This is a genomic window from Streptomyces sp. NPDC097595 (genome assembly GCF_044761525.1).
Taxonomy (GTDB): Bacteria; Actinomycetota; Actinomycetes; order Streptomycetales; family Streptomycetaceae; genus Streptomyces; species Streptomyces drozdowiczii_A.
This window is the reverse complement of the sequence record NZ_JBIWCN010000022.1, coordinates 1-12,672: the sequence shown is the minus strand read 5'-3', so window position 1 is coordinate 12,672 and position 12,672 is coordinate 1. Positions and strand designations below refer to the sequence as shown.

The 12,672-nt window shown below is 71.8% G+C and carries 11 protein-coding genes; 6 read left to right on the top strand and 5 right to left on the bottom strand.

Annotation, left to right across the window (positions count from 1 at the left end; all coding sequences use genetic code 11):
• Positions 1-7: 7 nt before the first annotated feature.
• Together ACIQZN_RS28690 and ACIQZN_RS28685 are read left to right on the top strand one after the other, a co-directional pair.
• Complete coding sequence (locus ACIQZN_RS28690) at positions 8-1,069, top strand: P1 family peptidase (RefSeq protein WP_403999773.1); 1,062 nt, start codon at positions 8-10, stop codon at positions 1,067-1,069.
• A 193-nt stretch (positions 1,070-1,262) separates the two neighbouring features.
• Positions 1,263-2,018, top strand: a complete 756-nt coding sequence (locus ACIQZN_RS28685; protein ID WP_403999770.1) for a DUF6227 family protein — start codon at positions 1,263-1,265, stop codon at positions 2,016-2,018.
• Between the two features lie 17 nt (positions 2,019-2,035).
• On the opposite strand, the gene ACIQZN_RS28680 is transcribed toward ACIQZN_RS28685, so the two are convergent.
• The gene (locus ACIQZN_RS28680) at positions 2,036-3,556 is read right to left on the bottom strand and encodes an MFS transporter (protein ID WP_403999767.1); all 1,521 of its coding nucleotides are present in this window, start codon (positions 3,554-3,556) and stop codon (positions 2,036-2,038) included.
• 62 nt (positions 3,557-3,618) lie between these two features.
• On the opposite strand from ACIQZN_RS28680, the gene ACIQZN_RS28675 reads away from it, so the two are divergent.
• Positions 3,619-4,587, top strand: a complete 969-nt coding sequence (locus ACIQZN_RS28675; protein WP_403999764.1) for a helix-turn-helix transcriptional regulator — start codon at positions 3,619-3,621, stop codon at positions 4,585-4,587.
• A gap of 113 nt (positions 4,588-4,700) precedes the next feature.
• On the opposite strand, the gene ACIQZN_RS28670 is transcribed toward ACIQZN_RS28675, so the two are convergent.
• On the bottom strand, positions 4,701-5,699 hold the full coding sequence (locus ACIQZN_RS28670; RefSeq protein ID WP_403999761.1) for an RNA polymerase sigma factor RpoD/SigA: 999 nt from the start codon (positions 5,697-5,699) through the stop codon (positions 4,701-4,703).
• Between the two features lie 376 nt (positions 5,700-6,075).
• On the opposite strand from ACIQZN_RS28670, the gene ACIQZN_RS28665 reads away from it, so the two are divergent.
• Positions 6,076-7,122, top strand: a complete 1,047-nt coding sequence (locus tag ACIQZN_RS28665; RefSeq protein ID WP_403999758.1) for a questin oxidase family protein — start codon at positions 6,076-6,078, stop codon at positions 7,120-7,122.
• 18 nt (positions 7,123-7,140) lie between these two features.
• Here the strand turns inward: ACIQZN_RS28665 and ACIQZN_RS28660 are convergent, their stop codons facing one another.
• Positions 7,141-7,923, bottom strand: a complete 783-nt coding sequence (locus ACIQZN_RS28660; protein WP_403999755.1) for a dioxygenase — start codon at positions 7,921-7,923, stop codon at positions 7,141-7,143.
• Positions 7,924-8,058: 135 nt separating this feature from the next.
• Here ACIQZN_RS28660 and ACIQZN_RS28655 point away from each other — a divergent pair, with 135 nt between their 5' ends.
• Positions 8,059-8,571 (top strand): MarR family transcriptional regulator, encoded by a 513-nt coding sequence (locus tag ACIQZN_RS28655; RefSeq protein ID WP_391265411.1) that lies wholly within the window; start codon positions 8,059-8,061, stop codon positions 8,569-8,571.
• Positions 8,572-8,653: 82 nt separating this feature from the next.
• On the opposite strand, the gene ACIQZN_RS28650 is transcribed toward ACIQZN_RS28655, so the two are convergent.
• Together ACIQZN_RS28650 and ACIQZN_RS28645 are read right to left on the bottom strand one after the other, a co-directional pair.
• On the bottom strand, positions 8,654-10,186 hold the full coding sequence (locus ACIQZN_RS28650) for an MFS transporter (RefSeq protein ID WP_403999752.1): 1,533 nt from the start codon (positions 10,184-10,186) through the stop codon (positions 8,654-8,656).
• Between the two features lie 180 nt (positions 10,187-10,366).
• Positions 10,367-11,014, bottom strand: a complete 648-nt coding sequence (locus tag ACIQZN_RS28645) for a TetR/AcrR family transcriptional regulator (protein WP_161212698.1) — start codon at positions 11,012-11,014, stop codon at positions 10,367-10,369.
• Between the two features lie 289 nt (positions 11,015-11,303).
• Between ACIQZN_RS28645 and ACIQZN_RS28640 the strand changes: the two genes are divergently transcribed.
• Positions 11,304-12,584, top strand: a complete 1,281-nt coding sequence (locus ACIQZN_RS28640) for a M6 family metalloprotease domain-containing protein (protein WP_403999749.1) — start codon at positions 11,304-11,306, stop codon at positions 12,582-12,584.
• The last annotated feature ends 88 nt before the right edge of the window (positions 12,585-12,672 follow it).

Genomic DNA, 12,672 nt, shown 5'->3' with positions numbered 1-12,672 from the left:
AGCCCCCATGACCCGTCAGGATGCCCTCACCGACGTTCACGGCCTGCGCGTCGGCCACGCCCAGGTCGCCGGGGAGGGTGCTCTCAGCGGGACCACCGTCGTACTCGCGCCCGAGGGCGGGGCCGTCGCCGCCGTCGATGTGCGCGGGGGCGGGCCGGGGACGCGGGAGACGGACGCGCTGGATCCGCGCAACCTGGTCCAGCGCATCGACGCGGTCGTGCTCACCGGCGGCAGCGCGTACGGGCTCGACGCGGCGTCCGGGGTGATGGCGTGGCTGGAGGAGCGGGGGCGCGGGGTGCGGGTGGGCGCCGATCCGGCCCAGGTGGTCCCCGTGGTCCCGGCGGCCTGCGTCTTCGACCTGGGGCGCGGCGGCGACTGGCGGGCCAGGCCGGACGCGGCGACGGGCCGGGCCGCCGTGGAGGACGCCGCCCGGGCCGAGGAGGGCGCGGCGGTCGTCCAGGGGTGCGTCGGCGCGGGCACGGGGGCGGTCGCCGGGCAGCTCAAGGGCGGGGTGGGGAGCGCGAGCGTCCTGCTGCCGTCCGGGCTCACCGTCGGCGCGCTCGTCGTGGTCAACGCGGCGGGCTCGGTGCTCGATCCCCGTACAGGGGTGCTGTTCGGGGAGTACGGCGGCGAGGAGCCGGCCGTCGTCCCGCCCGCCGAGGTCCACGAGGCGGCGCGAAGGAGCCTGGCGCAGGCGCGCGGCACGGATGCGCGCCCCCCGCTCAACACCACGCTCGCCGTCGTCGCCACCGACGCCGTCCTCACCCGGGCGCAGGCGCAGAAGCTGGCGGGCACCGCGCACGACGGGCTGGCGCGCGCCATCCGGCCCGTGCACCTGATGACCGACGGGGACACCGTGTTCGCGCTCGCCACCGGCCGGCGGGACCTGGCCGCGGAGGACCCCGTCGCGCTCAACCCGCTGCTCGCGGCGGGTGCGGAGGTGGTGGCCCGGGCCATCGTGAAGGCGGTCCGGGCGGCGAAGGGCGTCCGGGGCCGCGACGGCGGGGGCACCTACCCCTCGTACAGCGACCTCTACGGACCACTCGCGCAAGGAGGCCCGCTCGCGTGAAGAAGCCCGGTCCCCGCGAGCAAGCGCGCCACCCGCGTGCGGAAGCCCCGCCCGCGTGAGGAAGTCCGGGCCCCGTGCGCGGAACCTTCCGTGCGCCCCGTGCGTTTTTCTGAACCCCGGTCCCGATGTCAGCCCCAGGGGCTACGTTATGCACGCACCAAGTCACACGCGGCGACGGCCTGGAGACAGCACCTTGAGCGATCCGTATGAGACGACCGAGCAGCACCTCGAACGAATCCTGCGTCGGGCTCTCAATTCGTTCGACCTCCCCGACAGCACGGTGGAGCGGCTGGGCTCCGCGCTGGCCCACAGCAGCTCCCTGTACTCCTCGCACCACAGCGCCACCCTGCACCGCGAGACCTACCGCCATACGTATCTGCTGAGCGACGGCTCCGCGCTGACCCTGTGGGAGCTGGTGCACAGCGGTCCGCGCGGGGACGGCCACCCCGACACCCGGCAGCACGAGCTGTACGACGACGAGGCCGACGCCCACATCGCCGCCGCCCGGCTGACCGGCAGCCTGTGGGACGTCCCCGACTTCTGCGACGAGGAGGGGGCCCAGGCCGACCTGGAGCTCATGTCGGCGCTGCTGGCCGCGCCCCCGGCCCCGCTCCCCCGGATGTACGCGCCGGACAACTCCGCGGACCACGCCCGCCGTGTGCTGCGCCGCGCGGAGAACGGCGACGTGCCCGGCGAGGAGACCGCCCATCTGCTGCGGGCCGCGTTCGCGCACCACATCACGCAGGTCTTCGGCCGCCAGTGCCGCGTGGAGGGCCGGGACGCCGGCTTCACGCTGTACGAGCACGCGTTCCTGCTCCTCGACGGCAGCGAGACGAGCCTCTGGGAGGTCGAGCACACGGCGACCCCGGACGGCCGCCACATGTGCGAGGTGTACGGCGACGAGGCGACGGCGCGCGGCGCGATGGAAGCCCGTACGCGCATCTGCTGACGGGCCGCCCGCCGCGCTCAGTGCGTGAGCACCGGCTCCTCGGCGGGCTCCACCGCAGCCGGCTCGTCCTCCGCCGCGCCCTCCACGTGCTGCTTCGGCCTGGCCGGCAGGGCGAACATCACCACGAAGATCAGCAGCAGCACACCGGCCACCCACCACAGCGACTGCTCGAAGGCGTCCGCGAACGCCGGGCCGACCTGCTCGGGGGTGAGCCGGTCGCCGATCGCCCCGTAGAAGACGACCGAGACCAGCCCGAGGCCGAGCGCGTTGCCCATCTGCTGCACGCTGTTGAACAGGCCGGAGGCGGACCCCGAGTGCTCCTTGGGCACCTCGGACAGCACCGCGTCGGCCAGCGGTGCCACGATCAGGCCCATGCCGACGCCCATGACGACCAGGGGCAGCGCCATCTGCCAGGACGTGATGCCCATGCCGTAGTGGTGCGACTCCCAGATGTAGAGCAGCAGGCCGGCCGCCATGAGCAGGGCGCCCGCCTGGAGGACCTTGCGGCCGAACCGGGGCACCAGCTTCTGTACGGAGAGGCCGGCGGCCACCGACACGGAGACCGAGAAGGGGATGCCGGTCGTACCGGCCCGCAGGGCGCTCCAGCCGAGGCCCATCTGCATGTACAGCGTCCAGACCAGGAAGAAGATGCCGAGCCCGATGCCGAAGGTCAGCTGCACGGCGATCCCGGCGGCGAAGCTCCGCACCCGGAACAGCGACAGCTCGATCAGCGGCGACCCGTCCCGGCCGGCCTTGGCGCGCTCGAACAGCACGAGGAAGAGGAAGACGAGGACGCTCCCGGCCATCGACAGATAGCCCCACAGCGGCCAGCCCAGCTCACGGCCGCGGGTCAGCGGGTAGATCAGCATCAGCATGCCGAGCGTGACGAGCACGACGCCGACCAGGTCGAGCCGCAGCGCCCTGGGCGACTTGGACTCGGTGATGTACTTGCTGCCCAGGACCAGGCCGAGGATGCCGACCGGCAGGTTGATCAGGAAGATCGGGCGCCATTCCAGACCGGCGATGTTCCACTCGGTCAGCAGCGCGCCCAGCAGCGGCCCGGAGACCGCGCCGAGGCCGACGATCGCGCCGAACAGGCCGAAGACCTTGCCGCGCTCGTGGGCGGGGAAGGTGGCGTGCACGATCGACAGCACCTGCGGCACCATCAGGGCCGCCATGGCGCCCTGGAGGAAGCGGGAGGCGACCAGCATCTCCGGGTTGGCGGCGAATCCGCAGAGCGCGGAGGCGAGGGTGAAACCGCCTATGCCGACTAGGAAGAGCCGCTTGCGGCCGTAGATGTCACCGAGCCGCCCGCCGGTGATCAGCCCGGCCGCGAAGGCCAGGGCGTATCCGGCGACGATCCACTGGATGGAGCTGAACGAGGCGCCGGTGTCCCGCTCGATGCTGGGAATGGCGATGTTGACGATCGTGACGTCGACCAGGTCCATGAAGGCCGCGGTCATCACGATGGCCAGGGCGAACCACCGGCGGCGGTCCGAAGATGCCGCGGGAGACGGCAGTGGTGCGGAGGAAGTCATGGAAAGAACTTAAACAGCCAATAGGCCAGAACATGACCCAATGGGCGCGCATCCTGGGTGACATGACCGATACCCCGGCACGACTGCTGAATCTGCTGTCACTGCTCCAGACACCGCGCGAGTGGCCGGGGAGCGAGCTCGCCGAGCGCCTCGACGTCAGCCCGCGCACGATCCGCCGCGACATCGACCGCCTGCGCGACCTCGGCTATCCGGTCGAGGCTTCGCGCGGTTCGGTCGGCGGTTACCGGCTCGTGGCGGGCGCCGCCATGCCGCCGCTGCTCCTGGACGACGAGGAGGCCGTCGCCATCGCGGTGGGGCTGCGGGCCGGGGCCGGCCACGCCATCGAGGGCGTCGACGAGGCGTCCGTACGGGCGCTGGCCAAGCTGGAGCAGGTGCTGCCGTCCCGGCTGCGCCACCGGGTCTCCACCCTCCAGAACGCGACGGTCCCGCTGGCCCGGGGCGACGGTTCGACCATCGACCCGGAGACCCTGACCGTGATGGCGTCGGCGGTCACCGGCCGGGAGCGGCTGCGCTTCGCGTACCGGGCGGGCGACGGCGCCGAGACCCGGCGCCAGGTCGAGCCGTACCGGCTGGTGAGCACCGGGTGGCGCTGGTATCTGGTGGCGTACGACCTGGGGCGCGAGGCGTGGCGCACCTTCCGGGTGGACCGGGTCAGCGATCCGTTCGCGACCGGCGCCCGGTTCACGCCGAGGGAGCTGCCGGAGGGGGACGCGGCGGAGTTCCTGTCCAGCTCGATGGCGCGCCGGCAGCCGGAGACCGAGGTGGAGGTGAGCTTCGCGGCGCCGCCGGAGTTCGTCGCGTCGCGGCTGCACGGCCGGATGGGTCCGCTGGAGCCGGAGGGCGAGGACGGCTGCCGGCTGCGGGCGGTGCTGCGGGACCAGCTGGAGTGGGTGGCGGTGCGGCTGGCGATGGTGGACTGCGAGTTCACCGTGCACCGGCCGCCGCAGCTGGTGGCGTACGTGACGGAGCTGGGCGGCCGGCTCAGCCGCGCGGGGTCCGGCGGGGCCTAGCGAAGGCCGCGCGGAAAGGGATGAGCCCCGGCGCCAGGGGGGGGTGGGCGCCGGGACTCAGCTCAGGGGCCGCCGTGTGAAGCGGCCTAATTCGGAGGTTACTGGACTCGGGCTCAGGCTGCAGCGTCAAAGCCCGTGTCGTGAGCCATTCGCTTCAATTCGAGGAGCGCGTGCTTCTCGATCTGGCGGATGCGCTCGCGGGTGAGGCCGTGCTGCTTGCCGACCTCGGTGAGCGTGCGCTCCCGGCCGTCCTCGATTCCGTACCGCATGCGGATGATCGACGCGGTGCGGTTGTCCAGCTTGCCGATCAGCTCCTCCAGCTCCTCGCTGCGCAGCAGCGTGAGCACGGACTGCTCGGGCGAGATGGCGGAGGTGTCCTCCAGGAGGTCGCCGAACTGCGTGTCGCCCTCGTCGTCCACGGACATGTTGAGGCTGACCGGGTCACGGGCCCAGTCCAGGACGTCGCCGACACGGCCCGGGGTGGAGCCCAGCTCAGCGGCGATCTCGGCGTGCTCCGGGTCGCGCCCGTTCTCCCGGTTGAACTCGCGCTGCACCCGGCGGATGCGGCCCAGCTCCTCCACCAGGTGGACGGGGAGCCGGATCGTGCGCGACTGGTCCGCTATGGAGCGGGTGATGGCCTGGCGAATCCACCAGGTGGCGTACGTGGAGAACTTGAAGCCCTTGGCGTAGTCGAACTTCTCGACCGCGCGCACCAGGCCCGCGTTGCCCTCCTGGATCAGGTCGAGCAGGGGGAGCCCGGCTCGCGGGTAACGGCGGGCGACGGCGACGACGAGACGGAGGTTGGAACGGATGAATACGTCCTTGGCGCGCTCGCCCTCGGCGACCAGCGCCTCCAGCTCCTCGCGCGAGGCACCGCCGGCGTCGCTCTCCACCTGGCCGTCGAGGATCTGGCGTGCGTAGACACCGGCCTCGACGGACTGCGAGAGGTCGACTTCCTTGGCGGCGTCGAGCAGCGGCGTACGCGCTATCTCGTCCAGGTACATGCCGACCAGGTCGCGATCGGCGATCTCTCCGCCCACGGCGCGAACACTGCTCGCCCGGTTGGTCCCGCCGGTGGCGGACGAACGGCGGGCGACGGCACGGGTTGCCATGCGTGCTCCCTTGCTGAGTAGGTCGCGACACCCTCTCGGGTGCCCTGCATCCGATGGAAACAACGACTGGAATCCGGACAGAATTCCCATGCCTGGCATTCAATTTCGCGATCATGCAGTACCCTGTCCGGCCACCGGGGCGGGCGCATGCCGCATCCCGGCACGTCCGTGCAGGTCAGGCCGGGTACCCGGGTCGCTTCGGGGCCCTCGCCACCTCCCGTACCCCGGAAGACGCCGGGTACGGGTCGCCGGTTGCCCGGACTTCCGCCCCGGTCCCGGGCCCGCGGGCCCCGGTCCGGAGTCCTAGGCCCCATGCCCGCGACCTTGGGACCGCAGTCCGTTACCGGGCGCGCACCGAGTGCCTAGCGTCACTGTCATGAACGAGACGACGCACCGCACCGCCCCCGACACCACCGGCACCCTCGACGAGGCCCTGGAGCGGCTGCACTCCTCCGGCCCCGAGCACGGGGGCTGGCTGACCAACCACGCGCCGATGGCCGTGGAGGCCCTCGTCCGCAACGGCCAGGCCGCCACCGTGCACCGCTGGCTCGATCACTACCGGGCGAAGCTGGAGGACATGCCGGACCGTTTCGCCGAGGTCACCCCGGCGAACTGGCAGGAGGCCCTGGGCGACCCCCGCCGCATCGCCGACTGGGCGGTGTACTTCGAGCGGGAGACCGCCGACCGCCCCTGGCGCGACGTGCTCGCCGAGTGGTGGCCCCGGCTGCTCCCGGGCATCGCGGGCGGCTCCACGCATCCGGCGATCCGGCTCGGCCACAGCGTGCGCACCCTGCTGACGACCGAGGAGACCGGCCCCCGCGTCAAGGAGCTGGCCCACGCGCTCGGCTACTGGGCCGCCCGCCACGAGCCGCTGCCCCCGCTCACCCCGCTCGCCCCGGTCCCGACCGCCGGCGCCGCCCTGGACGCCGTGCCTCGGGTGCCCGACCAGAGCGGCGGCATCCGGGCCCGGCTGGCCCAGATCACGGCGTTCCCGCAGTGGCAGGGCGCGGCCGCGACCGGCGCGGACGAGGCGCGCGCCCGGCTGGAGGAGCTGGTGGGGGCCGCGGTCCACCGCTACACGGAGTACGGGCACGGCAACCCGGTGATGCTGGTGCACGCGGCGACCGCGCCCAACGCCGTCCTGCGGACGCTGCCGGCGCTGCCGCGCGAGCTGTGGGTGCCGAGCGTGGGGGCGGCGTGGGCGGCGAGCGCCGCGGTGACCGCCGCGTACTCCCCCGCCGAGGCCGCCGTCCTGCCGGCCGGGTACGGGGCGTCGCTCACGGCCGGGGAGCTGTTCGAACGGGCGGCGACGCACGGGGACGACCACACCATCAAGTTCACGGACACCGCGCTGGACGTGGGCGACGCGCCGGCCCTGGCGGCGGCACTGCGCTCGGTGGAGCTGAACCCGCCGGTGCTGTGACGCCGCACCCGTAAAGGCTCAGCCGTACTGCACCGAGCGCTTCGCCAGCCCCATCCAGAAGCCGTCGATCACGCTGCGCCCCTGGCCGAGCTCCTGCTCGGCGGCGCCGAGGGTGACGAAGAGCGGGGCGAAGTGCTCGGTGCGCGGGTGTGCCAGGCGGCCCGCCGGGGACTTGTGCTCGAAGTCCAGGAGCGCGTCGATGTCCTGCGCCCGGAGCGCGCGGTTTCCCCATTCGTCGAACTCCGCCGACCAGCCGGGGACGCCGCCGCCGGTGTGGCGCAGGGCGGCGAGGTTGTGCGTGAAGAAGCCGCTGCCGATGATCAGGACGCCCTCGTCGCGCAGCGGCGCCAGCTTGCGCCCGATGGCCATCAGCTTCTGCGGGTCGAGCGTGGGCAGGGAGATCTGGAGCACCGGGATGTCGGCGTCCGGGAACATCTCGACCAGCGGGACGTACGCGCCGTGGTCGAGGCCGCGGTCCGGGGTGTCCTGGACCGGCGTACCGGCGCCGCGCAGCAGTTTGCGGACGCTCTCGGCGAGCCGCGGGGCGCCGGGGGCGGCGTATCCGACCTGGTAGTAGTGCTCGGGGAAGCCCCAGAAGTCGTACACCAGCGGAAGCGTCTCGGTGGCGCCGAGCGCGAGCGGGGCCTCCTCCCAGTGCGCGGACACCATGAGGATGGCGGTGGGGCGCGGCAGCTCCGCCGACCAGGCGGCCAGCTGGCCCGGCCAGACGGGGTCGTCGGCGAGCGGCGGGGCTCCGTGGGAGAGGTAGAGGGCGGGCATGCGCTCCGCGGTGATTGTCATGACACTCCCCAACTGCGGCTACTCAAGGTAATTCTTCTGTAGAGGGCTTCGGCAGGAAGGATTCTTTAATCTTCAAGCTCCTACCTTCAGAGACCTTAGCTCTATCTAGTTCAACTTTCAAGAAAAGGTCGTACAGTGGAGTACATGACCACGGCATCAACCGGTGCGCCGCTCTGGCTCACCGACGAAGAACAATGCGTCTGGCGCGCGTATCTGCACGCCACCACGCTTCTGGAGGATCACCTCGACCGCCAGTTGCAGGCCGATGCCGGCATGCCGCACATCTACTACGGCCTGCTCGTCCAGCTCTCCCAGGCGCCCCGGCACCGCCTGCGGATGACCGAACTGGCCAGGAACGCCAAGATCACCCGCTCCCGCCTCTCCCACGCGGTCGCCCGGCTGGAGAAGAACGGCTGGGTCCGCCGCGAGGACTGCCCCTCCGACAAGCGCGGTCAGAACGCCGTCCTGACCGACGAGGGCCACGCGATGCTGCGCCGCTCCGCCCCGGGCCATGTGAAGGCCGTCCGCCAGGCGATGTTCGACCGCCTCACGCCCGAGCAGGTGCGCTCGCTGGGCGAGATCATGCAGATCCTGGCGGCCGGACTCCAGCCGGAGGGCGCCGACGCCGACCTCCCCTGGCTGCGCTGAAACCCGCTGTTACGCACTTCTGCCCCGGCCCTCTCGTACGAGGGAACCGGGGCAGAAACGTATCCGCGCAGGCTGCGACGGGTCAGTGTGCGACGACCGGGACCCGGATCTCGTCCTCGATGCCCTCCGCGCCACCGGAAGCGGAGCCTCCGGTGGTCCCCGCCGGGGTCGGACGGCCCGCGTTGACGAAGGTCAGCGCGATCGCGGCGGCCACCACGAGGATGCCGACGGCCCACCAGATGGCACCGGTGAAGCCGTGCACCATCGACTGGAGCTTCAGCAGCTCCGGGTTCTTGGCGCCGAGCGCGGCGTGCGAGGTGGCGTACGCCGTGGCGGCCGAGGCGGCGATCGTGTTCAGCAGGGCCGTGCCGATCGCACCGCCGACCTGCTGCGAGGTGTTGACCATCGCCGAGGCGACACCCGCGTCACGCGGCTCGACACCGTGCGTGGCCAGCGACATCGCCGGCATGAACGCCGTACCCATGCCCAGGCCCAGCAGCAGCTGGCCCGGCAGGATGACCGCCGCGTACGAGGAGTCGATGTCCAGCTGGGTGAGCAGCAGCATGCCGACCGCGGCGGTCAGGAAGCCGGGGCCCATCAGCTTGCGGGCCGGGACCCGGGTCATCAGCCGGGCGCCGATCTGCGTGGAGCCGGTGATCATGCCCGCGATCATCGGCATGAAGGCGAAGCCTGTCTTGATCGGCGAGTAGCCCTTGACGACCTGGAGGTAGTACGTGAGGAAGAGGAACAGGCCGAACATCGCGATGACGGCCAGACCCAGCGACATGTAGACGCCACCGCGGTTGCGGTCCATCACGACGCGCAGCGGGAGCAGCGGCGACTTGACCTTGGCCTCGGTCAGGACGAAGGACAGCAGCAGGACGCCGGCGGCGACGAACGAACCGACGGTCAGCGCGTCCGACCAGCCCGCGGACTCGGCGCGGGTGAACCCGTACACCAGCGAGACCAGACCCAGCGCGGACAGGACGACGCCCGGGATGTCGAGCGGCGAGCGGTTGCGGCTGCCGGCGGGCTCGCGGATGACGAAGTAGGCACCGGCGGCGGCGACGATCGCGAACGGGATGTTGACGAAGAAGGTCCAGCGCCAGTTCAGCGTCTGAGTGAGGAAACCGCCGAGGATCAGGCCCACGGCGCCACCGCCACCGGCGATCGCCCCGTAGATGCCGAACGCCTTCGCGCGCTCCTTGGCGTCGGTGAACATCACCGCGAGCAGCGAGAGCGCGGCCGGCGCGAGCAGCGCGCCGAAGACGCCCTGGAGGGCGCGGGAGCCGAACAGCATGCCCTGGTTCTGCGCGGCGCCACCGAGCGCGGAGGCCAGCGCGAAGCCGATCAGGCCGACGACGAAGGTGCGCTTGCGGCCCCAGAGGTCGGCGATGCGCCCGCCGAAGAGCAGCAGCCCGCCGAAGGCGAGGGCGTAGGCGGTGATGACCCACTGCTTGTTGGCGTCGGTGATGCCGAGCGCGGTCTGGGCGTGCGGCAGCGCGATGTTCACGATCGTGGCGTCGAGCACCACCATCAGCTGCGCGAGCGCGATGAAGGCCAGGGCCTTCCAGCGACTGGGGTCGGGGAGTCGGAGATCAGGTGTTTTTGACATGGGAGTAGCCACCTAGGAGCGCGCGAGGGCGCGGGAGATCGCGAACCGTGCGTGCCGCTGGTCGCGGGCACGGCTGAGGGCGGGTCTGAGGGCGGGAGGGTCGTCGGGCTTCGGGTCGAGTCGCCGGGCTTCGGGGAAGTCGTCGGGCTTCAGGTAAGGGGAGAGCGGGCGCGGGTCACGTCACGTGCGGCGCCGCAGGTCCTCCAAGGTCGCCGCAGTCCCGGGGAGTACGGACCGGGCCGGGGCCTCCAGCCCGTCCAGGAACAGCTGGATGTGGCGGTGGGTGAACCGGTCGATGTTCGGGCAGGCGATGCCCGGCAGCGGCCGGGTGAGCTGGGAGAGGGCGACCAGTACGTCTCCGACGGCGATGTCGGTACGCAGGCGCCCCGCGGACATGGCGCGCGCGACGAGCCCTTCGACGGCCTCTTCGAGGCGCCGGCGCTCGGCGAGCAGTTCGGGGTGGTCCTTGTCGAAGCCGCCGGAGAGCATGGGGCACAGGGCCCCGATGCGTTCGTCGGCCGCCGCGTGGACGAAGCGGGTGAGCGCGTCGAAGGGGTCCGCCTCTTCGGCGGTGGCCTCCTCGGCGCGGTCGGTGGTACGGGAGGTGACCGCGAGCACGACCTCGTGGACGAGGGCGGCCCGGTCGGGGAAGTTCCGGTAGAGCGTCGCGTTGCCGACGCCGGCGCGGCGGGCGACCTCGTCGAGGGGCACGTCGGGCCCGAACTCCACGAACATCTCGCGCGCGGCCGTCACGATCCGCTCCCGGTTGCGCAGCGCGTCGGCCCTCGGCCTGGGCGTGCGGGGCTGCGCGGGTGCGGTGGTGGCCACGGCGGTGCTCCTTGTCTTCCGGGTCTCTTCGTCTTCCGGTTCTTCCCTGTGCGGCTCCGGCCGGAGAAACAACCGGGGACCGCTTCCCCGTTTCGCGGGGACACGGGTGCAAACGGGGAAAGGGTCCCCGGTTATTTCCCCGCCATTTGTGACCTGCGTCACGCACACCGCAGTCGCCGGAAAACCAACCGAACGGCGCACCCAGCGAGCGGCCCGCGATCACCCGGCAGAGGCTGACGGCAGAGCGCAGCCGGGGTCGGCCGGCTGCCGCGGACCGGAAGGCGCCCCGATGCAGCAGCCCCGCCACCGGATACGCACATACCGTCGCCCGGTCGCTCTCGGCGCTGCAACGGCCCTGGTCATTGCGGCCCTGGCGACCGCGAGCAGCACGCTGCCCCTCCAGAGCCCCGCGTCCGCCGGCCCCGCCGCGACGGCCCCCCTGGCCACCGGACTCGGCCCCTGCCGAATCACGTCGGCCATGGGCGTACAGATGTCGGAGGGCATGCCGACGCAGCCCGGCTACGCCCGCTCCACCGGCCGGGTGCACGCGCTGAACCTGATGATCGACTTCCCGGACGCGCAGGGCACCGAGCCCGCGATGGACCGCCTGGCCGAATTCTTCCCGCAGACGACGGACTGGTTCCGGACGAGCTCGTACGGCCGGCTCACCTACATACCGGAGACGCCGATCCGCTCGTGGCTGCGGATGCCGCTGCCCTTCGAGGAGTACGGAATCGAGCGGGGCTCCCCGTACGAGCCGGGCTACCGCCACCTGGTCCAGGACATCGTGGCGGCCGCGGACCCGAGGGTGGACTTCGACGAGTACGACCTGGTCAACATCCTGGTCACCCCGAACGCCGGGCCCTCCGCCCTGGACACCGTGCTCTCGGTGACCTTCTCGGGGAACGACGAGGCCCCGATCGCGGACGGGGTGCCGCTGTCCAACACCTCATTCGTCTACAGCCGCCAGGACGACGGCTCCGGCTCGTACGCCCAGACCGGCTACCGGGTCCTGCCCCACGAGAACGGCCACGTCTTCGGGCTGCCCGACCTCTACACGATGGAGGGCGGCGGCTCGGTCGGGCACTGGGACATCATGTCCGAGGACTGGGGCGCCAACAACGACCTGCTCGGCTGGCACAAGTGGAAGCTGGGCTGGCTGGACAACGACCAGGTGAGCTGCGCCGCCCGCCCCGGCACCACGGACCACGTCCTGGAACCCCTGGCCACCCGGGGCGGCCTGAAGCTGGCCTTCGTCCCCCTGACCGCGGAGTCCGGCTACGCGGTGGAGGTCCGCACCCAGGCGGGCAACGACCAGGCGGTCTGCCGCCCCGGCGTCCTCATCTACAAGGTCAGCTCGGACGTGGACACGGGCCAGGGCCCGGTCTCGGTCGCCGACAGCACCAAGAACAGCCCCGGCTGCACCCGCCTCCCCAACGTCCACGCGGAACTCTCGGACGCCCCGTACCAGCCGGGCGACACCTTCACGGACCGGACGAACGGGATACGGATCTCGGTGCTGGAGAAGGACCAGAAGGGCGACTACCGGGTGCAGGTGACGCGGTCCTAGGTGTATTGATCACGAGCGTTGTTAACGCTGGCAGGTCTTGATCATGGCGAAGACCTCCGGTGTGGTGGAGGTGTCTAGGCTCCACACC